This is a genomic window from Nostoc sp., assembly GCF_036917615.1.
Lineage (GTDB): Bacteria > Cyanobacteriota > Cyanobacteriia > Cyanobacteriales > Nostocaceae > Nostoc.
On record NZ_JBALCZ010000079.1, the window covers coordinates 1 to 24912 of the forward strand.

Consider the following 24912-nt stretch of genomic DNA (forward strand, 5'->3'; position numbering starts at 1 on the left):
TCATCGACAATAACATAACTGCTCTCGGTTTAGCCTATAACCTGAGTAAAGCGAGACTTAATTCTCTTTAGATTTTCTTTACGAATCAGCTCTAACGCCTTCAGAACGTACAACAATTAGATTGCTACAAATAAATAGCGACGAACCACTAGTTGAACGGCACAAATTGCGCTGAACTGTTCAGACCTGACGCAGGCATTCACTTACACAGCTAAAATGATTTTAAGGAAACTCTTCAGCAGAATCACAACGCTGAGAATTAGCCTATAAGTATTATCTGGTACGATCGCAGGAGGCAAAAAATGGGACTGGCTGGATTAAGAATTGTGTTGGTAGAGCCAGTTGGGCCGATAAATGTCGGGGCGATCGCCAGGGTGATGAAAAATTTTGGGCTATATCATTTAGTATTAGTAAATCCCCAATGCGATCCGCTATCGACGGAAGCTTTGATGATGGCTGTTCATGCTCAGGAAATTTTAGAATCTGCGGTATTAGTAGCGACATTACCAGAAGCATTGCATGGATGTGTACGGGCGATCGCTACCACTGGTCGCGTTCGAAGTTGGGAAACACCCTTAGAAAAACCCCGCATTGCACTACCCTGGTTACTGGAGGAACCAGAAAAACCCGCAGCATTGATTTTTGGCAGAGAAGACCGGGGATTAAGCAATGAAGAATTAAATTATGCACAGCGGTTTGTTGGCATTCCCACAAGTCAAGATTATGTAGCCTTGAATTTGGCTACTGCCGTAGCAATCTGCTGTTATGAACTGTCACAATGTGCAGAGCAACCTGAAACTCCTACCTTACCCCAAACTGAACTTGCACCAATAGATGTTGTGGAAGCATACTACCAGCAATTAGAATCACTATTACTGAAAATTGGTTATGTGTATCCGCATACGGCAGCTAGTCGCATGGAAAAGTTTCGCCAACTGTATAATCGTGCTAATCTGAAAACCGGGGAAGTAGCCATGCTGCGAGGGATTTTGCAGCAGGTAGAATGGGGACTTAAAAACCACAGGGATGGTGAAAACTTCTAATTATTCGTTTAATATGTACGCAATCATCCCCCCAAAATAATTAATATGACTTAAACTAAACACAAAAATGCTACTTAGTGGCAAAGTGGAATTTGAGATTAATATTGCTTAAAGATTAAGTTTTGGGTCAGGAGTCTGCAATAAAAAAGCCAAGTGGGTCACAAGGAGTAACGGTGTCAGAGTCAAGTGACGAACTAACAGCTTTCTCGCGGCGTCAACCCTTAAATGACCGCCAGCGGCCACAAAAAGTTCAAAAAGTGGCACAGAAGAAAGTTAAAGCTAAGAGTCAGCAGCAAGCTGCGAATGGACGAGAAGCGGTGCTAACACGCCAAAAAAATCAGATCAGTCCTCCCCCAGTCCCTGGTGCTACACGCAAGGTAAAATCGGGATTAGTCATGCCAGGGGCAGTAAAACCAATACCTAATGTGAAGGGAAAAATTCCTCCCTTTCGACCAGGTGCTGTGATGGTTAAAACAGTGCGGATGGAAAAGCCAAAAAGAGGCCGGCGATCATCGCGGAAGACGCAGTTAAAGCCAATGGCCAAAACCATATTGTATGTTGTGCGGTTGTTGATTGTGGGTGTGGGGATGGGTGCAATTGTGGGCACGGTATTGTCAGTATTAGACCCGGCTAATCGGATCAGCACAACTTCTGCGCCGCAGTCTAATAGTAATGTGGCGCGATCGCAGCCACAACCTACTCAAACTCCCCCAGATGCATCTTCGAGCCTATACCTATCCCAAGAAATTCTCCCCTTGAAAAATGCCGTGCAAAATTTGGCGGCGACTAACCCAAATCTTACACCCGGAGTTTTCTTCGTAGATTTAGATACTGGTAATTATGTAGATGTCAATGGCTCAAACAGTTTTCCGGCGGCTAGCACAATTAAACTGCCAATTTTAATTGCCTTTTTCCAGGATGTGGATGCAGGGAAAATTCGCCTAGATGAAATGCTGACCATGCAACAGGATGTGGTAGCTGGCGGTTCTGGAACTCTGCAATACAAACCAGCCGGAACCCAGTACGCCGCTCTGGAAGTCGCCACTAAAATGATTACAATCAGCGACAACACAGCGACAAATATGCTAATTGCCCGACTGGGAGGCATAGACGCTTTAAACCAGCGTTTCCGGAACTGGGGATTGACAAACACAATAATTCGTAATCAACTCCCAGATTTGCAAGGGACAAACACCACTAGTCCAAGGGAATTGGCAAATTTGATGGCGATTATGAGTCAGGGAAGTTTGGTGAGTATGCCATCACGCGATCTCATGCTTGATATCTTGCGTCGTACTCAGAAAGACACTCTGCTACCGTCGGGTTTGGGAACAGGCGCAAGAATATATCACAAAACAGGCGATATTGGCACAATGTTGGCAGATACAGGTTTGATTGCTTTGCCAACTGGCAAGCGCTACATAGCTGCTGTCATGGTACAACGTCCTAATAACGATCCTCGCGCCGAAAAACTGATTAGCTCAATTTCTCGTGCTGCCTACCAAGAGTTTAGCCAAAATGCTGTTACACCCAACAGTACCACAAGCACTATACCCGCAAATGGTTATCAGCCCCCTGTTGTGAATCCTGCTTTACCCAACGGTACGACAGGCACTGTACCCATGAGCGTTTATCAGCCTCCTGTTGTGAATCCTGTACCCAACAGTATGGGAGGTACTGTGCCGGCAAATGGTTATCAATCTCCAGTTATGAATCCCCAGTATTATCCCCAAAGATAATTTGGGATTTTTGAATTTTGCACTGTTCATGACATCCACCCCTCCCTGATAAATCAGCGGCGAACTAGAGCTGATTGCCTGCCAACCTCACCCGATTGAGAGTAACGGTTTTAATCCTAACGCGACTCTGCCATACAACTGTACAATTGAACACATTCTATTAGCAATGAATAATTTTGTAGAGTTTTTAGGCTTTATCAATCAACAGCTTTACAGTAAGGAAATAGAACGTCTTGAGGTAATGTTGATGCCAGCCAACTTTAGCAGTCTGGTTGGAGAATTCATGATTTCAAATATTCCTAAATACTGCTCTAACTTAGTAAAAAATCCATATTATAACGCAATCCGCTTGGGTTAAAGCCAAAACCAGCGTAGGTTGGGTTGAGGAACGAAACCCAACATTATCAAGAGTTTGTTGGGTTTCACTTCTCTACGGGACGCTGTTCGCGAACGTTCAACCCAACCTACAAATATCCACCCTGTTCAAGGTATTCAGCCAAAGCTTTTTTGTTTTATCAAGGTTGTTGGTGCTAGCTTCACAAAAAAATATTTACCTATGTTTTCTACTTTGGATTCAAAAGCTCATTGATTTATGATTTTAAGCAGTTTGTTTTATATAAAAATACATTTTTTATATTCACAGAAATCTCAGGGTTAAATCGCTAAAAACAGAGTTAAAAAGCTCAATTCTGCTGTTCTCTTTTAACTCTTAACTTTTTTGATACCGCATTCCTGGCAGTTGCGAAACTAAACCCATAAGTTCTAACTCTAACAAGGCACCGGAAACTGAGCCAGCAGCCATGCCGGTTTGTTGGACAATAAAATCAAAGGGTAAAGCATCACAACCGCCTGCGGCGAACGCATTCATTACCGTTTGCAATTCTGGCGACAAAGTTGGCATTAACTGTTCTAGTGCTGTGGAAGCCTCAACTCCATCAATTTGTGGTATTGCTCCCAGCATTGTTAACAGTTCATCTAGTTCCTTAAGAATGAAAGTTGCTCCCTGACTCAGTAACTTTAAGCACCCTTGGGATGGATGATCGTCCAGTCTTCCAGGTAATGCATATACATCTCTACCAAATTCATTTGCGTAGGTAGCTGTTATTAAAGCACCGGATTTTAACGGCGCTTCCATTACTAGGATGGCGCGGCTTAAACCTGCAATAATTCGGTTGCGGCGGGGAAAGTGAGTGCGATCGGGTGGGGTTTTTGTGGGGTACTCACTCACGACTAACCCAGCCGTCAAAATTTGCTTGTACAGATCTCGATTTTTATGTGGATAGATGACATCTACACCAGTCCCCAAAACTGCGATCGTGCGTCCACCTGCTTTCATCGCAGCAATGTGGCTTTCTGTGTCAATTCCCTCTGCCATTCCAGAAACAACTGTAAAGCCATTTTTAGCCAAAGCGGTACTAATTTGGCGAGTCCAACGGATACCGTATTCTGAGGGTTGGCGTGTTCCGACAATCCCAACCATCGGTTTTTGTCCGAGATTTTCTTGGAGTTCGACTTCACCGCGATAGTATAAAATCGGCGGCGGACTTGGAGTTTCCAGCAGTAAGCGGGGATAATCTGCATCTGCTGGTGTCCAAAAATGGGAATTTTCCTGCTGGTGCTTAGTGAATAGTTGTTCTGGGTGCAAACGCGATCGCTGTTGTACTACTTTTTCTAATGTCTGAAAACCAAAACCCTCTACTTCTGCCAACTGTACCTTAGTAGCGTTCCAAGCAGTTGCCAGCGTACCAAAATGCTGTTGCAGTCGTCGCAGTAATACCGGGCCAATCCCAGAAATTTGTGTCCAAGCTAGCCAATATGCACCTTCTTTTACCACAGTACCATCCTCATACCTATTGGATTGAGTATTCCCAAATTAGGTTTGGCTGTTGATCTGGAGGATGAGCAAAGGAGGAATAATAAGGGACTTCCAAATAATTTATTTTTTGGAGTTCCCTAAGTCCTATAGGCATACTTACACGCTGAAGTAGATAAAAGCTGCGCGGATCGCAATAAACCACACTGCGAGGGTGGCGAATAGGTAGAGGTAGAAGCGAAGCATGATCAGATTAAATGTACAATGGACGATGCTATGCAATGCTCGAAATCCAACAAAAACCCATGCGGCGTTCACATAGATTGCATCCACCTGCTTCGTGATGAACAGGTATAGCACAAGTGCATAGAAAAGTACCGGAATCTCGAATAAGTTCTTTAGGTTATCTGATGGATTGGATACGCCAGGTGGCCATATATGCACGAGTGGCCCAGGTGCAGCAAGGTCTTGTGGGCTGATCTTTCGACTTGTAATGAACCCGATCCGGCGGATATACATATACACCCAGACAAGGAGTGTCAAAAAAATTGTTGCGAAGAAGGGGCCAAAGACTCGATCTTGTGTCATTTTTACCTCTTAAACTTGCTGATTTTGCTGATGCTAATATTAGGCTGAGTACTTTAATGCTTCTAGACCTCGATCGGGTACACTTCAGACCACTTAACCTATGACAAGTTCTTTGGAGCTTCTGTTTGAAGCCATCAACCAAGCCGATAGCGAACGTGATATGCGATCGCAAATTGTGCCAAAAATTGGTGAGTATTTTGCAGCAAAACGATGGGGAATTTTTTTCTTCGCTCAACTGTCCTTTGGATCTCCAAATCTTCAGAAAATCCGGAAAATTGCACTCTCAATCGAACATAATCCTGTAGCGCGTTATTTAGTGGAGCGTCATGCCCCTGTCCACGAAGCATTAGTAACATCACCTAAAGCTTGGAAATTAATCTGTCCCCGTGCGGATCATTGGCATGTGATGGCGGGGCCAATCATCAATCGCGGTCAATTAGTGGGTGTAGTAGGCTGTACGCGAGAAAAGTCAATGCCTGCCTTTGATACCGAAAATTTAGTCGATTTGAGTGCCATCTGCTTGCACTTATCTGTTTGGGCGGCGACAGTGCCTTCACAAAGTGTTTCCGTTGGCGAATCCTATTCAACGGATATAGGAAAGTCGCAACATCCCCCCTCTAAAAACAATCGCTTAACGCTTCGTGAATTAGAGATTGCAGAGTTGGTTGCTTTGGGGCGAACTAATGCAGAAATTGGGACTGAACTTTGGATTACTGAAAATTCTGTGAAGCAAGCCTTAAAGCGAATGTTCCGTAAGCTTGAGGTTTCATCGCGTGCAGAAATGGTTGCACAACTTTTAGCTACGAGACATAATTCACCAGAAAGAAACTTAGTTTCCTTCCAGGGAGACAAAATACCCTCAAGATAAATTCCCAATTCCCCTTGACTTTTGACTCTTGACTCTTGACTATTAACTATTGACTATCTTTTTATCTATACTTCTGCAATGCAATATTTCTACCGTCTTTTAATATGCCTATCTGGGTGCTTAATATTTTTACTGCTGCATAGTGGCTTTGGTTTGTTGCCAAGTTTGGCCGCCGAAAAGATTGTTGTCAGGTATGGATTGTTTGAGAAATCGCTCCCGGTGGCAGATATACGCAACTATGCCGAGACACAAAAGGTTTCTGGCGATTTGCAATCTTTCTTAGGTTATCTCAGCGCTAAGGATAAACAGAAGTTCCAAGATGCTCTTCAGGTGAAAATGTCTCTTGATATTGCGGCTTTAGATAAGCTGATAAATACAGGAATAGGCAAGCAAATTTTATCTTTTGCTTCCCAAGCGACTGTCTTTCCGACACGACGAGCGATCGCCCGTCGTGATCAAGGCAGTATACAAGCCCTACGAGCTGCCATTATCTTAGGAGCAAAATCACCAGAAGGTCTAGGAATAACCAGCTTTCTAGAAGCCTATCCCAGTAATCAACTAGTCTTTGACGTATCAAAAATTTCCAAGCTAGCCAGCATGGCCAATTTCTCTTCTGGTTCTACTAATGCGCCGCCGAAAGACGACGTAAGTTCTTCACCTTTAGGAAAAATTGCACTGCAATATCAGATATTCGCCGCCCAAGATAAACAATTCTCAGGTTGCTTATTTGGCGATTCTATTTCGGCTGAACTTGGTAATACTCTTGGGAATGGTACTTTTAATTTTGGGTTAAATGGTCTGAGTACAATCTCATTAGTGGAACAACTTAAAAATTTAATTCCAACCAAGGTAAAATGCGAAAAAGCGATTATTGCCATAGGTGGAAACGATGCTTGGTATAAAATTAGTGATGAGTTATTTACCAAAAATCTCCAAGAGGCGATCACACTTGTCCGCACAATCGGAACTAAAGAGATTTTTCTAATTCCGGCTTTTTATTCAACAGTTGCAGCAAGCTTAGATCCAACTGTAGCAGCCCCACTTTCTAGAGTTGAACAAATTAATGCTCTGATTAATCAAGTTGCTGAAACAGAAAAAGTGCCAGTTGCAGCAGCAGGATTAGCACCTTTGTATGAAAATAATGTTCTTAAACAGAATTTGACGAGTGATGGTGACCATTTAAATGCAGAGGGTCTAAAAATTTATCGACAAGCATTATTACAAATTCTGGGTAAGTAATATAGCTATCCTAAATAATTCGTGAGCATTTTAGAGATGATTGGGCGAATAGAATGAGCTGTTGGCGAATTAAGAGGAGGTCTAACCCATTCGCCCCAATCCATCTTAAATTTCTTTAATTTCAGTGCGTTTCAACTCACTTTAGCTAAGAGCCATCAATTTATTGCAGGGCGGGAAAACAAACTATCTCAGCTTTAGTTAATCTCCCCTGAGTTGAGGAGCTGTCCAGTTTTTTGTCTTCAAAATACGTTTAACATCATCGTAATTGATGGGTACATAATTATGGCAATCTACCCCCACATCAAAAGATAAAGACGTGGAATCGTCAGGCAGTTGACCATGTGAGTGTCCGTAAAGATGACAAGTACCATAGTGAGAAGCTTGCCAAACTCTCATAGCATAGTGCAACAGAACAATTAACTGTCTGCCTTGATATGCCTCAGAATCTTGCATTGTCAACTCGTAATAATCTTTGGTCCACTCAAAACGGTCTTTACAAGCTTCGGCTGCTTTATCATGATTGCCACGAATCAGATAGATTTTACCGTTAAGCCGTTCAAGAATTTTCTGTAATTTCTGAGGAGAACAAAGTCCAACATCTCCTAGATGATACACTTCATCTTCACCAGAGACTTTGCTGTTCCAGTTCTCAATTAATGCTTCATCCATCTCCTCAATAGAAGAAAACGGTCTTTCTGTGTACTCTAAAATTTTTTTATGCCCGAAATGAGTATCCGCAGTAAACCAAATCATCATTGAACCTATTTTGTTAGGGTATTGTTGAAAAATTGTAAAGTAAATCAAAAGTTAGGGTGTGTTACGGCTTTAGCCTAACGTACCGTGTTATGTAGCGGTGCATTAAGCGCACGAGTCATATTTTTGGTGACAAATCATATCGAAAATATGCATTTAACACATCCTGCAATAATTTTATTTTTACTTTATAAATAGCCGAAGAGGCTATTGTTGAAAAATTGTAAATGTAATTCCTGGGAGAATAGCTCAACTTTATCGATTTTTCGCTAATAATGCTGCCAAATTAGGAACTATGAATTATTAATTTTAGGCTTTCCAATTCAAAAACCGCGCATAAATATAAGCGATACCTTCATCAAGAATTGTCCGCACGCCTTGGCTAGAATCCCACCATTTGGTTGGATCATAATCTCGTGTTTTGCCAGCGATCGCACCAACTTTGATGTTCGGGGTAAGTAGTTTTTTGAACAGCAACCAACTCCTACGGGTATGAACGTCTAAGGAAAAAAGATTAATTGATTGTAGCTGTAAATTTGAATTAGATAGCCAGCGATCAAATTCGGCAGCAGATGCATAACTACGATCCTTAATTACCACAGGTGTTGGAACAGCTACCACCTTCTCTGATTCTAAACCGAGTTTCTTGAAGGTGGCAGCTGACACTTCTGCAAAGTTATTGTATTCGCTAAGATAATTTCCTTTTTCTATTGTGCCTCCCGTGGTAATTACTAGACGATAAGAACCGTTTTGAAATTCAGTCAAAGCTTGTTGTATGGCATAATCTGGTAGCCATCCTTCAACAACCAATACTTCTGCTGATTTGATCGGGCAAGTCACGGCCAGAAATGAGTGTACATGACTAATAGTGAAAAATATTAAATAAGCAATCAAAGCGATCGCAATCGCCCACCCCTGAGCCGTAAGTGTCCACATTTGTTGGCGTTTTATTAGTTTTATTTTTGGAAAATTTTGACGCCGACGATTTTTGGTCTGCATTAAATCTTAGCTAAACGTTGCTCTTTCAAGTAGGTAAAGACAGATTTATCTCCAATATCAGCAGGAATTGCTTGCACTGTCTTTCGCAGCGCAAACACCAAAAACAACGTCGCCCAAATTCCTAATAAAACATTTTCCCCCTGAGTTGGTAAAATTCCTACCAAATGTCCTAACAACAGTAGCGGTACTGTTAGGGTTAATACTTTGGTTTCTAGGCGATTGAAGCAAAAAGCCTCTTTAAAATAAATACCTGTCAAAGCAACGAAGATAAAACCAACTCCAAATAAGGTAATAGGGTGATTGTAAATAGTCAAAGCCAAAGGTTCACTACTAGAGATTGCCAGAATCACTGATGTTATACTACCGATTGCCCAAAAAATTTGCAACATTCGGTGCAGTGATGCCATATAAATATGAATGGTAAATAAACTTACACCGAGAGCGAGACTAAAACAAGCATATAGAGGTGTAAGTGCGGTAAAAACAGTCGGATTATTGTTGAGCAAAACCAAAGCGCTGCCTATGGCAAAGCTCAGTGCTGCTACCATTAACCCAGCGCGGTAGATAATTACGCCAGTGCGATCGCTCTGAGTAATTGTAAATTCCCCAAACTGACCTTGATAAACTTCTGGTAGAGGTAGTGTTTGCGTAGTCATAGTTAAAAATGTGGTATTAACGCTGTTATGAAGACAAGTTCCTGGGGTAGAAGAGTTAACTCGCTTATTAGCAAGAGAAGATATTAATGGTGTCAAGTTACAGGTGTGGGCTACTTGGCTATTTTATGCGGTATTAGTTGACTTGGGAGACGCAGTATCGTGAATTATCTTTACCATTTGACCATATTTCCTTGGAGAGCGAAAGACATAGCAACTAGTAATCAGCAATGGTTTGTATAGTTTTTAGTTTAGCTGAGGATTTGATTCTAAAATCAAACTTTAGTTGTAACCAGTAGATATTGACAAATTTTAAATTTAGTGTTTGAAAGAATTTGGCAATCAGATAACCCTATAGTTAGTTGATATAAGAAGGTGAGATGAGCGATCGCATCTGTCTAAAGAATTGCAAAAGTGTAGACCCTTCCTCGGCTTGTCGTCAGATATTGCTCTTTGTCGAGGATGTGCGATCGCATTACAAAATATATTTCCACTTAAATCGATAGCGAACGCCACTAGACATAATTGTATGATGTGTGTTATCAATATGCCTTGGTTTAGCTATAAATGAAGCAGGAGTGATATAAGCAATGATGGACGACAAGCTCCTGACCCGCATTTCTCACAAGTCCTGCGATGTCTGCGACGGACTATGCCTATGTATTGCTCATAATCCTTACCCAGAATATATTTCGGGCACTTTTGACACGTTATTTTTTGATGTAGTGTGAAAAACCAGAATCTAGATTTTATAAGGCTTTGAGAATTGTGGTCAGAAATCCGGGCTGGGCGTCTACGCATAGTTCAGCATCACAAAGCAGGTATATCCACTCAACAATGGTAGGAATGGTTAACATAGCTTTGACCAGCGCAGTTGGAAATTTTTTCAACTTGCTTCGGAGCTTTTATTTCAGTAAATAGCTGAATCGCTTGATTAAAATTCATTTGACTTTCATCAGGCTTTACCATCTTTTGATAAGTTAAACCCAATTGAAAATAAGCTTCAGCTAGGTCACATTTAGCACCTATTTTATCCAAAAGTTCGATTGCTTCTGTATGATTAGCCAGGGCTAATGCAAAATCTCCTTGTTGTCGAGAGATTTCTGCTAAACCATTCAGTGTTTTGGCTTTTACCTGCATATAGTGACTTTCTTCAGCAAAGGTCAAAGCTTGGTGTAATATTTGATTTGCCTGGAAAAATTCTCCTAAATTAACGTAGGTTTGACCCAGAATTTGCATGAAATAGACAAATCTCCCAGTCTGTTTCACCAGTTTTTCGTTTTTAATATTTTGATAAGCTACATCTGCTAATGCATAGGAGGCATCACACAAACCTAAATAAGAATATACCAAAGCTAAACAGACAGAAGCTTTCTCTGCCCAGCGATCATGCTCGGTATTTTGAGCCAGAAAAATTACTTGTTGAAATAACTTTGCGGCTGCCTCTAGTTCCCATAAATCTTTTTTGTAAAGACCAATACTTAATAAAGAATCTACCTCTAGCATCCTCAGATAGTAAACTGGATGTTTATTTTCTGGCTGAAGCACAAGTGATTTAAGTGCTTGCGTTGACAGAGTAATAGTCTTTTCCTGACAGGCGATCGCTTGACTAATTTTACCTATTATCCAATATAAATCACCCAATATATTGTAAAGTTCACTGAGATTTTGGTTTTTTTCCAAATTGTTAACAACTTGATTAATTGCCGTAAGGATCGGTTGAATTAAACCCATGCGATACAGCGTGCTACCGAGTGGCAAAAACTGCTGCCATTGATTATTTCTACTTTTGAGAATCACCTTACCGGCCAACTCAAAATCATGAATTTCTATGTAGTGATAATATGCTTCGAGTGCTTGCAAAGCATCCTTAAAGGTTTCAATCTGTTTAACGCTAGTTGTCCAAAATTCTGCGGCTTGATAGTTGGTAGATTCCCATTCCTCGCTGGGGCGTAAACGCGCGATCGCCTCGGCGCGAATCACCGGATGCAACCAATATTCACCTTTATCGCACTCCACCAAAGAGCGATTTTTCAAGGAGGCGATGATTTGGCGATGTTGGTTAGGTGGAACATCCCAAAGTAAACAAAACAACCCTTGTGATGGAATGGTGGGTATATCTTGGTAACGATAACATCCTAAACGGCAAAGCAAGCGATAGGCTTGGGGGTCAAGGGCTTGCAGACGATTGATTTGACTAACCGCTAAATTTTTTAAGTCGGTTGCTGCTAACGGATCGGCATGATTTTCTTGCCAATAAAGAACCATGTCACCGTCAAAATCCTCCTGAATCGAACCGCAGAGAATTCCCATCGCTTTAGCATTACCGCCATAAGTGCGATGCATGATTTGCAAGGTTGGCAAGTTGATAGCTAATGCACGGTTGCTAAAAAACTGTTGCCATGCACTTTGATCTAAACCAGGAAGCCGATAGTGATTCACATTCAACCCAGGTTCACAAAGGCGATCGCGACTAGTAATCAAGGTAACAGACTGCACCCTAGCATCGGCCAAAACCCGCAATAGTTCCACATAGTTGCGGTGAGAAGCAATCAACCCACCTTGTTGATTCAATGCAGGTTCTAGATTGTCAATTAACACCCCAATCCGCCGATTGTGGAGTTGGCGCTTGAGTCGTCCCAAAGTTACCCCAAATTCTACCCCAGGTTCTTGATCAAAATCTTGTTTTAGCCATTCCTCTACTACCCGTTCGGCGGGGGTGATATTCTGCGTTTCCTTCGCCATCAGCAGTTCCAAAACCAACTCAAACTCTTGATGGAGATATTGCTGCGCTAAAGTAGTTTTGCCTAAGCCTCCCTCACCTTGGATAACAATTACTTTTGATCCCTGATTTACCAAAGTATTCAGGTGAGCGATCGCTTCTGTTCGTCCAATAAAATTGGTATCCTCTAATTTTGGGGTATGGTGGGGCGATCGCGAGTAATCAATCAGACTTGATATCGCAGTAGTTTTTTTTAGAACCCGTTCCAAAGTAGCGCGACAATTACTTTTGGTAATCTTTTCTCGCAATACTTTAGAAAGCAGCTTCCATAACTGAGAACCAGCATCCTTGGCGTGTCCTTCCGTACAACCGTAAGAATGAGCGATATCCAAGTATTTTCTACCCAACCAAACTTGCACAAGAATCACTTTTTGCAAATCGCTCAACCGTTTCCCAGTCTGAGGGGGAATTATGGCGTCTAACCATGCTAATGCTGCTTGGGCGTCCATTGTGTAACGACAAGGGTAGTTCAGATTTTCAGGACAACTATAGATCACTCTACAGTTATGTTGCTGGACTTTTCGGATAAGATTTTGTAAATCCGACTTTTTTCCCGACTTTTGCAAACTTTATTCAAAATTCAGCAGCAAGTTCTTGAAGGGATTGCTGTTATTCCAACGGTAGGTATTAAAACTTGTAGTGCTAATTGATGGTATTGCTCATTTTTGTTCCCAAGTACCACGAAAAAGCCAGTATCAACGATGATCATAGTTTTCTTGCATTAGCGATGTCTACGACAAGCTTCTCTACCAGACGCGCAAGGGACGCTTACACACAATGGCTTCGGAATTAGCAGCCAAGTCAGCTTCTCCTTTGAAACAGCCGATAAATTTACTTTGCTTGAGTTTAGCTAACGGATCTGTTTTTTGTTGCTGAAGTTGTTGATAGCGCAGTTCAATCGAAGACTTAATTGCCTCTACTGTATTTTGGTCAGCCTCCTGTTGAATATAGGCAAGCTTTTAAGCATATTCTTCATCTAGCTGAATATCAAAATTATTCATCGTATCTAATCACAAAAAATACAGATAAACAATAAAAAATAAACTTTTATTTTTTTTGGTTGTAAATAAAAATAAATGATTTATTTTACTAAGTGGATTTTATTTAATCATGACAAGGAGATTATTCAATATGCGAGATCCCGGTAACAGCTTGCCTTTTGCATATAGTCTTGGTAATGTAAGTGGCGACATTAACCTTGCGTACAACAATCAATTCGTAGGCTCTAGTGATCCCAATGACTACTATGTTTTTACTTTGTCTAATGATAGTAACTTTAGTATCAGTATATCCGCGTTAAGCGCAGATGCCGACTTACAATTACTTGATAGCTTTGGAACCCTCATTCAACGTTCCTCCAATAGTGGCACTAATACTGATTCAATTAGTCGCAACTTAAGTGCTGGCACTTACTATGCACTGGTTTATCCGTATAAAAGTTCTGACACCAACTACAATATAAGTTTTACAGGGTCAGGTGTTGGTATTGATCCAGGAAGCACCTTTGATACCGCTTTTGACCTTGGTGAGATTGGTAGTAACATTAACATATCCCACAATGATTTTGTAGGCGGCAGCGATGAATACGATTACTACAAATTTAGTATCAGCGAAGGCGGAAATTATAAAGTAGGAATTGACAATCTAACAGCAGATGCAGATCTGGTACTGTATAGTGGCAATCAAGTTTCACTTGGTTCTTCCAGTAATAGTGGCACCACATCGGATGCCATTAGTAGTTACTTAAATCCAGATACCTACTATGCAAGGGTTTTATCCTACAACGGTACTAACAATACCAATTATACTTTCGCAGTAAACTCTATTGCCTGAAAAGATGTAACCGTTCACACTCCTCCCCACCTCTCAGCGATAAATTAAGGTTTTCGTCGATTTTGCAGGGGAGGAGTGAATAATTACGAAAAGAATATTAACTTTATTCTTAAACAATTATGCTTATCCCCCCAAGGTAAATATCCTTGGGGTATTTTGCTTATTAGGGTGTAACATACTATTCGGAGTACGAGAACCATTGGAACAGAAAACCGGGTTTAGTATTATTACATGAATAGTAAAAAAAGTATATATCGTAGACTTTCATACTTGATAAACCTATATAGAATACATATATACTACACTTAAGACTTTTTCTCCGACTTTTGCAACCCTATCACATAAAACTGCCGACTTCAGCCGACTGACAAAACGAAGTGCGATCGCTTAGGCTATTGGGCATAGAGATAAAAGTAAAAGTATAAAAAAATGCTTAATACTCTCAACCCAATTGCAGAAGATTTAGCAGATCAAAGCTATCCCAGTCTTCACTACCTGCAAACACAACATCGCATTCGTTCCCTTATAGACAAATATATTGCAGTCGAACAACTACACGATCGCTTGCAAGATTTACCGATACAATTTGCCAATCCTCAACCGCGTCCCTGGAAACTCATCGACTGGCAAACAATTAACCGTAATCAAATTATCGGTTTAGACGCAGAGGTATTTTTATCTATATTGATCGGTGCAATGGATACAGAAGCCCCGATTCGCGGCTATACCCAAACAAGTCGGCAGTATTTGGAAAAATTGCATCTTCAGATGGCTCGGTTTGTTGGTGGAACTGTCCGTGAAGATGGCGAATTGCTGGAACTTGGTTTGTGGGAAAAGGAAGAACGTCAGCACACACCAGCATTAATCAAAGTCTACACCCAATTAACAGGCGAGAAAATTACCCCAAAACTTCGTACTGTTAGAAGCTATCTCCCCACAAATAACGCTCACGAAGACTTATATCGCCACGGCTTACACCGCATTGCCACAGAATACGGTGCTACCTGTCTTTATATTTGGCTGATGGCTCACACCACTGGCGCCCTCCAGGATGTTCTAGAGGAACTAGCACAGGATGAAATCAACCACATGACCAAATTCTGGGGGTTTGGAGTCTGGACTTTCCCTGATACTGGGCTGATGCGAATTGGACGCACGCTGATCAAAACGCGATCGCAAAATTATCAACGCAACAACCTCATGCGTACTCTTTGCCGGATGATGGGTACTCTCAACTGGAATGCTTGGTCATTAACCAACAAAATAACTCTCTTCTTCACCTTCACCTACACAATGCATCGCTTGTGGAGTTGGAACAATAGCCTTACACCAGACTATCTGCAAAATTTATTTGAAACTAAGGACAAATGACAAATGACAAATGACAAATGACAAATCAAAATTACGCACCGATTTAAATCCCCAAAACATACCTCAACATATCGCCGTCATCATGGATGGTAACGGTCGATGGGCAACCAGTCGAGGATTACCACGCATTGCTGGACATCGACAAGGAGCAAAAACACTCAAAGAACTATTGCGTTGCTGCAAGGATTGGGGAATTAAAGCGTTGACAGCCTACGCTTTCTCAACAGAAAATTGGCAGCGTCCCGTTGAAGAAGTAAATTTTCTAATGCTGTTATTTGAGCGATTACTACGCCGCGAGTTGGCTCAGATGCATCAAGAAGGAGTGCGAATCTCGTTTATTGGAGATTTATCGGCTTTACCCAAGTCTCTACAGACAGAAATGGAACGTTCAATGACAGAGACGTTGAACAATCAAGCAATACACTTTACTGTTGCAGTCAACTACGGTAGCCGCAACGAAATTACCAGAGTTTGTCGTCAAGTAGCTAAACTTGTACAACAGGGCGAACTCAATGCCGAAGAAGTGAATGAAAGTCTTGTAGAACAACACCTTTACACAGCAAATACTCCCGAACCCGACTTGCTGATTCGTACTAGCGGTGAGATGCGGTTGAGTAATTTTCTCCTGTGGCAAATGGCGTATACAGAAATGTATTTCACCGATATCCTTTGGCCAGATTTTAATAGAGAAGCATTTTATCAGGCTTTGTTAAGCTACCAAGAACGCGATCGCCGTTTTGGTAAACTTAAAGCTTCACTGTCAGCTTAGTGTACGAAACACCAGACATACCTGAGATAAAGTAAAAGCACTCATATTACCACGATGGTATATGAGCGCTAATAAATAAAAAACATTATCGAGGATAATCTATCTGCTATGACAGACCGAAGTAACTATAAGAATAACAGCCGCTGAGTAAATAAACTGCAAGGGTAGTTACAAATGTATTGTTAAAAATACTACTTCCCCTAAATGCGATGCTTGACTTAGCCAAAATCCAATCGATTGCTCAATCCTATTCTCCTTAAGAACTGTTTGCTGCTTTGGTTTGCCAGCGTCGGTTCAATGAGTTTGATGGCGAACAAGTGATTACTGACCTTTCCAACCACAGGAATTTATGGGCAAGCTTCCTGTTCACAAAACCAATCTTTGCACCAGATGAAAACAGAAGTCTTCTTAAAATATCTCAATAAGAGAAATTCCAAAACTATAGGACTTACGCAAAAAACCTCTCAAACTCTTATTCCCACCGAAGTTCAGATCGGCGGAAGCCGCCGCTCCGACTTCTCTCCGTGTCGCGCCAGTTGCTTCTCCTGTCGGAGACGCTGCGCGTAGCTTGCTTCCCCGGAGGGGTACAAGTCTCTTAACCCGCCCAACGCACTGGCTTCTCTGCGTCCTCTGTGGTAGCCTGCGGCAAGCCGCTTTGCGTCTACGATTTTCCGTTACCTGTGCGTAAGTCCTGAACTAATACCATTACCGAGTTGTGTTCAGTCTCCACACTGGACGCAATTTAGTATTAGTCTTCCTTACGAACATCCTTAAAAGGTTCACTATTCTGCTTTACGTCCATAAACTGTCCGGTTTCAGCATTACGCTTTACCCATTGTTCGGTCACAGGGTTGTAAGTTTGGCTGCGTTTGTCCACAGCACCACGGCGATAACCGTTACCTGTATTCTTTGCCATATCTTTATCACCTCCTTAAGATTAATGTAAAACTGCTTTGACATTTTTTATTATAATTAAAGAAAATAGGATAAACAAATTTGACACCTCTAGCGATGCTCCGTTAGGAGCCGCTACGCTAACGCAGGAAAGAATTAGCCATGAAAGAGATGATTGCTGCGAACCTGATCCGCTACCGTAAAAGTCTAGGTTTGTCTCAAGAGCAACTTGCTGCAACTACCGGGGTAACTCGCCAGAGCATCAATAACTACGAGAACGCCAAAACTTTACCAGACAGTAAAATCCTCTCTGCTCTGGCGAGTGCTTTGAGCATTACACTTGATGACTTGCTACGTTCGCAAGGTGAAGGACTACCCAACTTCCGGTTCCGCGCTTATGTAACATTCGACAAAAATGCCCAGTTTGCAGCCCAAGTGCTACGAATGCTGCAAACTTATAACGCCCTAGAACAAGCCGTTGGCTTACCAAGCTACACACCAGAAAGTACACCTTGCCATCAAGTAGAAGGCAATGAAAAGCATATTCAGACAATAGCTGCTTTGTTTCGTCATCGCCTGGGCTTGGGAGATGCTCCCATTGCCAACCTGTTTCAGTCTGTAGAAGAAATCGGTTTAAAAGTTTTACGCCAGCCCATTCCTATTAAAGATTTCTTTGGTCTTAGTGCTTGTAGTGATATTGAAGGTGCTTTTGTTTTGGTAAATTCCCATAACATCACCATTGAACGTCAATTATTTACCCTTGCACATGAAATTGGACATCTAATCTTTCACCGTGTAGAGTACCAAGACACCCTGATTGAAGAAGGAACCAAAGAAGAAGAAAAAGCACGAGAAAAGGTGGCTGATTACTTTGCTAGTCATCTACTTGTGCCCCAAGCTGAATTTGAGCGGATGTACGCACTTACCCAAGATATTGTCAAACTCAAACGGCATTTTCGGGTAAGTTACTTAGTTATCTTGAATCGGTTAGCAGAAATGGGAATCATTGATTTTACTAAAGAGAAAGCCAAAATATGTGCAATTTATAAAAAGCAACATGATGGTGCATCTTTGCAAAACTCAATGGAATTACCACCAGCACTGGTTGCGGATGATTATCCAGAAAATGAACGTTATGAATTTCTAATTTGGCAGTCCTTAAAATTGGGCAAGATTTCAGAGATGAAAGCAGCAGAACTTCTCAACTTAACTGTTGAAAAACTGCGGGTGCGTCGTCAAGAAAATGAGGTTTATGCAGTCGCTTAACGGAACAATTCTTGACGCAACAGCAGTCATTGATTTTCGCTGCCTGAACGAGTGGGGGTGGCTACAACAGCACTACAGCCCGTTGTACATTGCCCAGGAACTTTTAGACTCAGATCAACTGGAACCCCCAACTCGGCAAGCTGCTAACCAATACTTAACACCTCTGGCTCTTTCCACAGAAGAGATGTTTGCCAGTTTTCTAGAATTTAACGTTAGAGCGCCCCTTTTGAGTGTAGCGAATCGATCTACAATTGCGATCGCCCGTCATCAATTGCTGATTTGTGCTAGTGATGATGGGCTAGTTGTGGAAACCTGCAAGGCATACGGTGTTACCTATACCAGAACACTGCGATTATTGACTGAGATGGTAGGGACAGGACACAAAATAGTGATAGAGGTGACGTCAATGGCTGATTCATTAATCAAGGAGCGGGGTAAACACATTTCTCTCAGAGTTTTGGCAGATTGCACAACAAGTTTACAGAAGTATAGTACGAGCTAAAAATCAAATGTGGTTAGACTAAGTGCCATATAAGATTTGGTTGCAAAAGAGGTTTGGTAGTAACGGAACAGAAATACAGTTTAAACCCATCTTTGCCTAAAACGAAACTGAATTATTATCTTTTAAAGAGCTAAAAATAAAATGCATAGGTGTAGCTCATCGTAGACATCGCCCTAGAGATAACCTAATTGGTTCTTTTGCCTGGGTTACTAGTTTGATTTGAAAGTTGGTACTTTTGTATAACTCGTTCAATCTGGCAAGTCACCGCATTTATTCTGTGTTTAACCTTATCAAAATCAACATTTTCCCAAATATAGGCTTTGTTAGGTTTTTCCTGCTTATTATCCATAGATTGCTTCGCTTGTAAAGATATTTTTTTATATCTATATAATATGGACGTCTCAATTTCTAAACAACTTTCTTTAGACGTATAAGTAAATATGCTTAATGTTTGCTTAAGGTTTTATCTGCTAGCAGTTCAATCAAACAGTGATTGGTAGCACAGCTAGCTGTGCTACCCGACGGCGTTATTACTATCTACTGAAAGAGACGCAAGATTTCGCGCCTCTAAGAACCAAAATCCAAATCCTAAGTGTTAGCTTAAATCTTTGTTTGTAGATATTGTACTAACTGCGGTGCTTGCATCACTCCCTCTATCCGCTCCACAGGCTTACCCTGCTTAAATAGTACTAAGGTTGGTAGAGCAAAAATTTCATACTGACTGGCCAAATCTGTGTATTTTTCTGTATCGATTTTGACAATCCGCAGACGATCCTTAAGTTGGGCATTGACTTGCTCTAAAATTGGTACCATCATCTGACAGGGGCCACACCATTCAGCGTAAAAATCTACTAATACAGGTACATCAGAGGCAGACAGCATCTCTTCAAAGCTGTTAAATTGCTTTTTAGTTGTCATGTGACACACACCGATTTTCAATTGTTTGTTTCAATAGTAATTCTTAGAAAATAAAATCGGTATAAGTTCATGGGTTTTCGTTGGGAAAAGATTAGATTAGTCAATATAGAATAAATTGCCAGCCAAAAACCTTAAATAATTATAATAAAATACGTATATTATCTTCACTTGTGCATATGCATTAGATATGTATTTAAACCTATCCTAACTAACCAAATAATAATACAGGCGTTCACGAGAGTGATGTCTACAACCGATGTAGCTGCAACACTTCCTAGTCTATCCAATCAGGCGATGTCTACGACGGGCTGTGACGCTCATTCGCCCTTGGCGTCTCTCCAACTGTTGGAGACGCTCCTTCGCATTGGGAGAAGACTGGGCTTAGGTTCTCTACGAGACGCTGCGCGTCGCTTGCTTCCCTGTAAGGGTACGCTATCGATGACGCAGCTATAAATAAATCAACAATATATTGCTTCAAGCAAGTTATTCATCCATTAACAGAGAAATAACTATAGATATTTAATTATTGTAAAACGTTAATTCGTGTTAATCGAGTTATATCTAGCTAAAAACGACGTAAAACTTTATCTATTTATTATCTATTCGCTATTTAATTTGCATCATGCTAGCAAGATTGTCACCCCGTAAGAGTTAGATTTTATCCAGACAATATTCAGATGTTCCCTAAATCACCATAAGATAATTAGCGCGGTATTTCTAAAATTGAGGAACATTAAATGACACTATTACAAGATAAAGTTGCAATTGTCACAGGTGGATCACGAGGAATTGGGCGAGCGATCGCAATTGAATTAGCTACACAGGGAGCGATCGCAGTTGTCAATTATGCCAGTTCTAGTGCAGCTGCTGAGGCTGTTGTTGCAGAAATTACAGCAGCAGGAGGTCAGGCGATCGCTATCCAAGCTGACGTTTCTAAAAGCGATCAAGTAGACGCATTAGTTAACGCCGTCATCGAAAAGTTCAGCCGTGTGGATATTTTGGTCAACAACGCAGGTATTACCCGCGACACACTGCTTTTACGTTTGAAGCCAGAAGATTGGCAAGCTGTGATAGACCTTAATCTAACTGGTGTTTTCTTATGTACACGTACCGTCAGTAAAATCATGCTCAAACAGCGATCGGGGCGGATTATCAATATTACCTCCGTAGCTGGGCAAATAGGCAACCCAGGTCAATCAAACTACAGCGCCGCCAAAGCAGGTGTAATCGGTTTCACCAAAAGCGTTGCTAAAGAACTTGCTTCTCGCGGCATCACCGTTAACGCCGTCGCTCCTGGATTCATCGCCACCGACATGACCAGCGATCTCAACAACACCGAAGATATTCTCAAATACATCCCACTCGGTCGCTTCGGTCAGCCCGAAGAAGTCGCTGGTATGGTGCGCTTTCTCGCCGCCGATGCCGCCGCCGCCTACGTCACTGGACAAGTTTTTAATGTCGATGGCGGTATGGTTATGGCGTGAATAGTGTTGAGTTAGGAGTTAAGAGTTAAGAGTTAAGAGTTAAGAGTTAGAAGTTAAGAGTTAGGAGTTAGTCATTTTCGTAGGGTGCGTTAGCCTTCGGCGTAACGCACCGATTTTATTTGAATAATTCACTCTCGTAAATCAAGTTTTCAACTTCTAAATATAGATTCTGAAAACCTGGTTACAGAGGGCGATTTCCAATCCAAAATATAAAATCCAAAATCCAAAATGGTATAAGGCATCAATTTTAGATGGCGAGCGCTGATTTAGACTGATTTAATCGCTATCAATGATTCGAGCCAATCTTCAGTTTTACTATCATCATGACAGAACACTGAAAGCTTTCCATTGGTAAAATATCTTGACCATGCTGAGAATAAACCAGAGTAGGGCTAGCATTGCAATGCCCACCCTACAAGCAACTAAGGCTGTTGGCGTATCCTTTGCCAGACAGTAAAGCCCAAAAGAATGATAATACTACTGGCGGTAGTTAGGATCACAGCTAAACTCATACCTTGTATTCTCATCGCCAGCAAGTTGAAAACTAAGGTAATTGACCAAAGCGTGAACGCAGCATGGCGCTGGGAGAGTCCCCAAGCAAGTAAGCTGTGGTGCAGGTGGTCTTTGCCAGGAGTACTTAGAGGATTATTTCCTGCTAGTAGCCGCCGCACAAATACTTGAGTAGTGTCTAGCACTGGTAACAACAGAAATAAAACCGTAGGAATTAGTGCATAAACTGTGTTTTGTTGCAGTTTGCCTAAAATACTAGTTGCTGCCAGCACATAGCCGAAAAAGTATGCTCCGGCATCACCCATAATAATTCGTGACGGATGGAAATTATGGCGCAAAAAGCCTAGTGCTGCACCTCCCAAGGCTGCAAGTACCAAGATTGCCGCCGCCCGATTGTTAAATTGGGCTGCAACGCCCAACAAACTCATGGCGGTAATAAAGCTGATTCCTCCTGCCAAGCCATCCATACCATCCATCAAGTTGATGGCGTTGGTAATTCCTACTACCCACAGTACCGTTAGCAACATAGACAGGAGCGAGTCGATGGGGGTACCAAATAGGACTTTGACACTAATACCATTTGCTACCAGCAACAGTGCCGTGACAATTTGCGCCCACAATCGAACAGAGGGCGGTAAGCCGAATTGATCATCGATAAAGCCCACAAGGACTAATATCGAACCCCCCAACAGAATAGTGAGTACCTGAGCCAATACGTTTTGGAGTTCGATCGGTCGTAAAAGGCTAGCTAATACCAGCGCGGCAATCACACCCGCGTAGATAGCCAGCCCCCCTGCATTGGGTAAAGGTTCTCGGTTGAGTCGCCGTGCGTTGGGTTGATCAGCCCAACCTACCCGCAAGGCGAATTTGCGGACTGTCGGAATTAAACGCCAAGTTACAACCCAAGCCAAGAGGAACGTAAATACTACCGCCAACCAGCCGGAGCCGCTAGGGTCGGCAATACCAAGGGACTTAAGGGAGTTGTCTAGATTCATCTCCCAATTCAAGCATTACTGCCAGTATCTAATATGAGCATCACCTGTATATTAATCAATTTTTTTATTTCCATTTGTAACTTGAGCCGCTTGAGAGATTAGCACTCTTGCTCTGTGAGTGCTAAATTGTCTAATGGAAGCGCTGGAGAAATAAAACATGGCGAAAATTATTGCATTTGACGAGGAATCTCGGCGAGCTCTAGAAAGGGGTGTTAACGCCCTTGCCGATGCCGTAAAAATCACCTTGGGGCCCAAAGGTCGCAATGTCCTTTTAGAGAAAAAATTTGGCGCACCTCAAATTGTCAACGATGGTATCACTGTTGCCAAGGAAATTGAATTAGAAGATCCTCTGGAGAATACAGGTGCAAGACTCATCCAGGAAGTAGCCTCAAAAACTAAAGATGTCGCTGGGGATGGCACCACCACCGCCACAGTTTTAGCACAAGCCTTGATTCGGGAAGGTTTGAAGAACGTCGCGGCGGGTAGTAACCCAGTTAGTTTGAAGCGCGGGATCGACAAAACTATTGAGGCACTTGTACAAGAAATTGCCAGGATAGCCAAGCCAGTAGAAGGAAGTGCGATCGCTCAAGTTGCCACTGTCTCTGCTGGTAACGATGAAGAAGTTGGCGATATGCTAGCCCAAGCAATGGAAAAAGTCACCAAAGATGGTGTAATTACCGTTGAAGAATCTAAATCCCTGACGACTGAACTAGAAGTAGTTGAGGGGATGCAGATTGACAGGGGTTATATTTCTCCCTACTTCGTCACCAACAACGAACGGCAAATCGTCGAATTTGAAAACGCCCGGATTTTGGTGACAGATAAAAAAATCAGCAGCATCCAAGATTTAGTGCCGATTTTGGAAAAAGTTGCTCGTTCTGGTCAGCCCTTGCTGATCATTGCTGAAGATGTCGAAGGTGATGCTTTGGCAACTTTGGTGGTGAACAAAGCGCGGGGTGTACTTGCCGTAGCTGGGATTAAAGCACCTGGGTTTGGCGATCGCCGCAAAGCTTTGTTAGAAGATATTGCTATTCTCACCGATGGACAGTTGATTTCTGAAGAAATCGGCTTGAGCTTGGATACCGCTTCTCTAGAAGCGCTAGGAGCTGCCCGCAAAATCACCATTGACAAAGAAAGCACCACAATTGTAGCTGGCAGTGTCACCAAACCAGAGGTGCAAAAGCGGATCGCTCAAATTCGTAAGCAGTTGGAACAAACCGATTCTGACTACGATCAAGAAAAACTGCAAGAACGCATCGCCAAGCTCGCTGGCGGTGTGGCAGTGATTAAAGTGGGTGCGGCAACCGAAACCGAACTCAAAGACCGCAAACTGCGGATTGAAGACGCGCTGAACGCTACTAAAGCCGCCGTGGAAGAAGGTATTGTTCCTGGTGGTGGAACGACCCTAATTCACTTAGCCAAGACGGTAGAAACGATTAAAAACAGTCTACAAGACGAGGAAGAAAAGATTGGGGCTGATATAGTCGGACGAGCGCTAGAAGCTCCCTTGCGCCAAATAGCAGAGAACGCTGGTGCTGAAGGTTCTGTTATCGTCTCTAAAGTCCGGGATAGCGACTTCAACATTGGCTACAACGCCGCTACCGGGGAATTTGAAGACTTGATCGCTGCTGGCATTATCGACCCTGCCAAAGTCGTGCGTTCAGCTTTGCAAAACGCTGGTTCCATTGCTGGTTTGGTCTTAACCACCGAAGCGATCGTTGTTGAAAAGCCGGAGAAGAAATCCGCTGCTCCTGCGCCTGATATGGGCGGCATGGGCGGCATGGGCGGCATGGGCGGTATGGGCGGTATGGGCGGTATGGGTGGCATGGGCGGCATGGGTATGTTCTAACTTCTGCTCACCCAGATAAATATTTTTTAAGCAGTTTGTCTTAC

Annotated in this window: 23 protein-coding genes; 13 read left to right on the top strand and 10 right to left on the bottom strand. The window is 42.2% G+C overall.

Features of this window, described 5'->3' with window-relative positions; translation table 11 throughout:
• Positions 1-302 precede the first annotated feature (302 nt).
• The 3 genes from V7K85_RS28735 (at position 303) to V7K85_RS28745 (ending at position 3140) form a co-directional block, all read left to right on the top strand.
• Positions 303-1043: an RNA methyltransferase gene (locus V7K85_RS28735; protein ID WP_334818896.1), complete on the top strand. Its 741-nt coding sequence runs from the start codon at positions 303-305 to the stop codon at positions 1041-1043.
• A 173-nt stretch (positions 1044-1216) separates the two neighbouring features.
• Positions 1217-2782, top strand: a complete 1566-nt coding sequence (locus V7K85_RS28740; protein ID WP_334818898.1) for a serine hydrolase — start codon at positions 1217-1219, stop codon at positions 2780-2782.
• A 166-nt stretch (positions 2783-2948) separates the two neighbouring features.
• The gene (locus V7K85_RS28745; RefSeq protein WP_334818900.1) at positions 2949-3140 is read left to right on the top strand and encodes a hypothetical protein; all 192 of its coding nucleotides are present in this window, start codon (positions 2949-2951) and stop codon (positions 3138-3140) included.
• 351 nt (positions 3141-3491) lie between these two features.
• Here V7K85_RS28745 and dprA read toward each other — a convergent pair whose 3' ends face one another.
• Both dprA and V7K85_RS28755 read right to left on the bottom strand, forming a co-directional pair.
• Entirely contained in the window at positions 3492-4616 is a 1125-nt protein-coding gene (dprA, locus tag V7K85_RS28750) for a DNA-processing protein DprA (RefSeq protein ID WP_334818902.1), read from the bottom strand.
• A gap of 138 nt (positions 4617-4754) precedes the next feature.
• Positions 4755-5183, bottom strand: a complete 429-nt coding sequence (locus V7K85_RS28755; RefSeq protein ID WP_334818904.1) for an MAPEG family protein — start codon at positions 5181-5183, stop codon at positions 4755-4757.
• Between the two features lie 100 nt (positions 5184-5283).
• On the opposite strand from V7K85_RS28755, the gene V7K85_RS28760 reads away from it, so the two are divergent.
• Positions 5284-6051: a LuxR C-terminal-related transcriptional regulator gene (locus V7K85_RS28760; RefSeq protein WP_334818906.1), complete on the top strand. Its 768-nt coding sequence runs from the start codon at positions 5284-5286 to the stop codon at positions 6049-6051.
• 78 nt (positions 6052-6129) lie between these two features.
• Positions 6130-7290, top strand: coding sequence for an alpha/beta hydrolase (locus V7K85_RS28765; RefSeq protein ID WP_334818908.1), 1161 nt, complete (start codon positions 6130-6132; stop codon positions 7288-7290).
• Between the two features lie 198 nt (positions 7291-7488).
• Here the strand turns inward: V7K85_RS28765 and V7K85_RS28770 are convergent, their stop codons facing one another.
• From V7K85_RS28770 to V7K85_RS28785, 4 genes are all read right to left on the bottom strand, one after another.
• Positions 7489-8046, bottom strand: coding sequence for a metallophosphoesterase family protein (locus tag V7K85_RS28770; RefSeq protein ID WP_334818910.1), 558 nt, complete (start codon positions 8044-8046; stop codon positions 7489-7491).
• A 306-nt stretch (positions 8047-8352) separates the two neighbouring features.
• The gene (locus V7K85_RS28775; protein WP_334818911.1) at positions 8353-9042 is read right to left on the bottom strand and encodes a YdcF family protein; all 690 of its coding nucleotides are present in this window, start codon (positions 9040-9042) and stop codon (positions 8353-8355) included.
• A complete protein-coding gene (locus tag V7K85_RS28780) occupies positions 9042-9698 on the bottom strand; it encodes a DUF2301 domain-containing membrane protein (protein WP_334818912.1) in 657 nt (218 codons plus the stop codon). The genes V7K85_RS28775 and V7K85_RS28780 overlap by 1 nt, the downstream gene beginning before the upstream one ends.
• A gap of 828 nt (positions 9699-10526) precedes the next feature.
• The gene (locus tag V7K85_RS28785) at positions 10527-12926 is read right to left on the bottom strand and encodes a tetratricopeptide repeat protein (RefSeq protein WP_334818914.1); all 2400 of its coding nucleotides are present in this window, start codon (positions 12924-12926) and stop codon (positions 10527-10529) included.
• A 682-nt stretch (positions 12927-13608) separates the two neighbouring features.
• On the opposite strand from V7K85_RS28785, the gene V7K85_RS28790 reads away from it, so the two are divergent.
• The 3 genes from V7K85_RS28790 (at position 13609) to V7K85_RS28800 (ending at position 16450) form a co-directional block, all read left to right on the top strand.
• Complete coding sequence (locus tag V7K85_RS28790; protein WP_334818916.1) at positions 13609-14310, top strand: PPC domain-containing protein; 702 nt, start codon at positions 13609-13611, stop codon at positions 14308-14310.
• Positions 14311-14739: 429 nt separating this feature from the next.
• Complete coding sequence (locus tag V7K85_RS28795) at positions 14740-15681, top strand: ferritin-like domain-containing protein (protein ID WP_334818918.1); 942 nt, start codon at positions 14740-14742, stop codon at positions 15679-15681.
• A 10-nt stretch (positions 15682-15691) separates the two neighbouring features.
• A complete protein-coding gene (locus V7K85_RS28800) occupies positions 15692-16450 on the top strand; it encodes an isoprenyl transferase (RefSeq protein ID WP_334818920.1) in 759 nt (252 codons plus the stop codon).
• Positions 16451-17198: 748 nt separating this feature from the next.
• On the opposite strand, the gene V7K85_RS28805 is transcribed toward V7K85_RS28800, so the two are convergent.
• On the bottom strand, positions 17199-17366 hold the full coding sequence (locus V7K85_RS28805) for a hypothetical protein (RefSeq protein ID WP_334818922.1): 168 nt from the start codon (positions 17364-17366) through the stop codon (positions 17199-17201).
• 140 nt (positions 17367-17506) lie between these two features.
• On the opposite strand from V7K85_RS28805, the gene V7K85_RS28810 reads away from it, so the two are divergent.
• Together V7K85_RS28810 and V7K85_RS28815 are read left to right on the top strand one after the other, a co-directional pair.
• Positions 17507-18610, top strand: coding sequence for an XRE family transcriptional regulator (locus tag V7K85_RS28810; RefSeq protein ID WP_334818924.1), 1104 nt, complete (start codon positions 17507-17509; stop codon positions 18608-18610).
• Complete coding sequence (locus V7K85_RS28815) at positions 18597-19112, top strand: hypothetical protein (protein WP_334818926.1); 516 nt, start codon at positions 18597-18599, stop codon at positions 19110-19112. The genes V7K85_RS28810 and V7K85_RS28815 overlap by 14 nt, the downstream gene beginning before the upstream one ends.
• Before the next feature lie 184 nt (positions 19113-19296).
• On the opposite strand, the gene V7K85_RS28820 is transcribed toward V7K85_RS28815, so the two are convergent.
• Together V7K85_RS28820 and trxA are read right to left on the bottom strand one after the other, a co-directional pair.
• A complete protein-coding gene (locus V7K85_RS28820) occupies positions 19297-19461 on the bottom strand; it encodes a hypothetical protein (RefSeq protein WP_334818928.1) in 165 nt (54 codons plus the stop codon).
• Between the two features lie 251 nt (positions 19462-19712).
• Complete coding sequence (trxA, locus tag V7K85_RS28825; RefSeq protein WP_334818930.1) at positions 19713-20030, bottom strand: thioredoxin; 318 nt, start codon at positions 20028-20030, stop codon at positions 19713-19715.
• A gap of 243 nt (positions 20031-20273) precedes the next feature.
• On the opposite strand from trxA, the gene V7K85_RS28830 reads away from it, so the two are divergent.
• On the top strand, positions 20274-20483 hold the full coding sequence (locus tag V7K85_RS28830) for a hypothetical protein (protein WP_334818932.1): 210 nt from the start codon (positions 20274-20276) through the stop codon (positions 20481-20483).
• A gap of 284 nt (positions 20484-20767) precedes the next feature.
• A complete protein-coding gene (fabG, locus tag V7K85_RS28835) occupies positions 20768-21514 on the top strand; it encodes a 3-oxoacyl-[acyl-carrier-protein] reductase (protein ID WP_334818934.1) in 747 nt (248 codons plus the stop codon).
• Between the two features lie 422 nt (positions 21515-21936).
• Here fabG and V7K85_RS28840 read toward each other — a convergent pair whose 3' ends face one another.
• Positions 21937-23019 (bottom strand): MraY family glycosyltransferase, encoded by a 1083-nt coding sequence (locus V7K85_RS28840; protein WP_334818936.1) that lies wholly within the window; start codon positions 23017-23019, stop codon positions 21937-21939.
• 157 nt (positions 23020-23176) lie between these two features.
• Between V7K85_RS28840 and groL the strand changes: the two genes are divergently transcribed.
• Positions 23177-24868: a chaperonin GroEL gene (groL, locus tag V7K85_RS28845; RefSeq protein ID WP_334818938.1), complete on the top strand. Its 1692-nt coding sequence runs from the start codon at positions 23177-23179 to the stop codon at positions 24866-24868.
• The last annotated feature ends 44 nt before the right edge of the window (positions 24869-24912 follow it).

Coding starts and splice junctions, on each gene's coding strand:
- groL (WP_334818938.1), top strand. CDS start 23,177: ATGGCGAAAATTATTGCATTTGACGAGGAATCTCGGCGAGCTCTAGAA.
- V7K85_RS28820 (WP_334818928.1), bottom strand. CDS start 19,461: ATGGATAATAAGCAGGAAAAACCTAACAAAGCCTATATTTGGGAAAAT.
- V7K85_RS28810 (WP_334818924.1), top strand. CDS start 17,507: ATGAAAGAGATGATTGCTGCGAACCTGATCCGCTACCGTAAAAGTCTA.
- V7K85_RS28785 (WP_334818914.1), bottom strand. CDS start 12,926: ATGGACGCCCAAGCAGCATTAGCATGGTTAGACGCCATAATTCCCCCT.
- V7K85_RS28840 (WP_334818936.1), bottom strand. CDS start 23,019: ATGAATCTAGACAACTCCCTTAAGTCCCTTGGTATTGCCGACCCTAGC.
- V7K85_RS28760 (WP_334818906.1), top strand. CDS start 5,284: ATGACAAGTTCTTTGGAGCTTCTGTTTGAAGCCATCAACCAAGCCGAT.
- V7K85_RS28735 (WP_334818896.1), top strand. CDS start 303: ATGGGACTGGCTGGATTAAGAATTGTGTTGGTAGAGCCAGTTGGGCCG.
- V7K85_RS28800 (WP_334818920.1), top strand. CDS start 15,692: ATGACAAATGACAAATCAAAATTACGCACCGATTTAAATCCCCAAAAC.
- fabG (WP_334818934.1), top strand. CDS start 20,768: ATGACACTATTACAAGATAAAGTTGCAATTGTCACAGGTGGATCACGA.
- V7K85_RS28790 (WP_334818916.1), top strand. CDS start 13,609: ATGCGAGATCCCGGTAACAGCTTGCCTTTTGCATATAGTCTTGGTAAT.
- V7K85_RS28795 (WP_334818918.1), top strand. CDS start 14,740: ATGCTTAATACTCTCAACCCAATTGCAGAAGATTTAGCAGATCAAAGC.
- trxA (WP_334818930.1), bottom strand. CDS start 20,030: ATGACAACTAAAAAGCAATTTAACAGCTTTGAAGAGATGCTGTCTGCC.
- V7K85_RS28805 (WP_334818922.1), bottom strand. CDS start 17,366: ATGGCAAAGAATACAGGTAACGGTTATCGCCGTGGTGCTGTGGACAAA.
- V7K85_RS28815 (WP_334818926.1), top strand. CDS start 18,597: ATGCAGTCGCTTAACGGAACAATTCTTGACGCAACAGCAGTCATTGAT.
- V7K85_RS28780 (WP_334818912.1), bottom strand. CDS start 9,698: ATGACTACGCAAACACTACCTCTACCAGAAGTTTATCAAGGTCAGTTT.
- V7K85_RS28755 (WP_334818904.1), bottom strand. CDS start 5,183: ATGACACAAGATCGAGTCTTTGGCCCCTTCTTCGCAACAATTTTTTTG.
- V7K85_RS28765 (WP_334818908.1), top strand. CDS start 6,130: ATGCAATATTTCTACCGTCTTTTAATATGCCTATCTGGGTGCTTAATA.
- V7K85_RS28775 (WP_334818911.1), bottom strand. CDS start 9,042: ATGCAGACCAAAAATCGTCGGCGTCAAAATTTTCCAAAAATAAAACTA.
- V7K85_RS28770 (WP_334818910.1), bottom strand. CDS start 8,046: ATGATGATTTGGTTTACTGCGGATACTCATTTCGGGCATAAAAAAATT.
- V7K85_RS28830 (WP_334818932.1), top strand. CDS start 20,274: ATGTCTACAACCGATGTAGCTGCAACACTTCCTAGTCTATCCAATCAG.
- V7K85_RS28745 (WP_334818900.1), top strand. CDS start 2,949: ATGAATAATTTTGTAGAGTTTTTAGGCTTTATCAATCAACAGCTTTAC.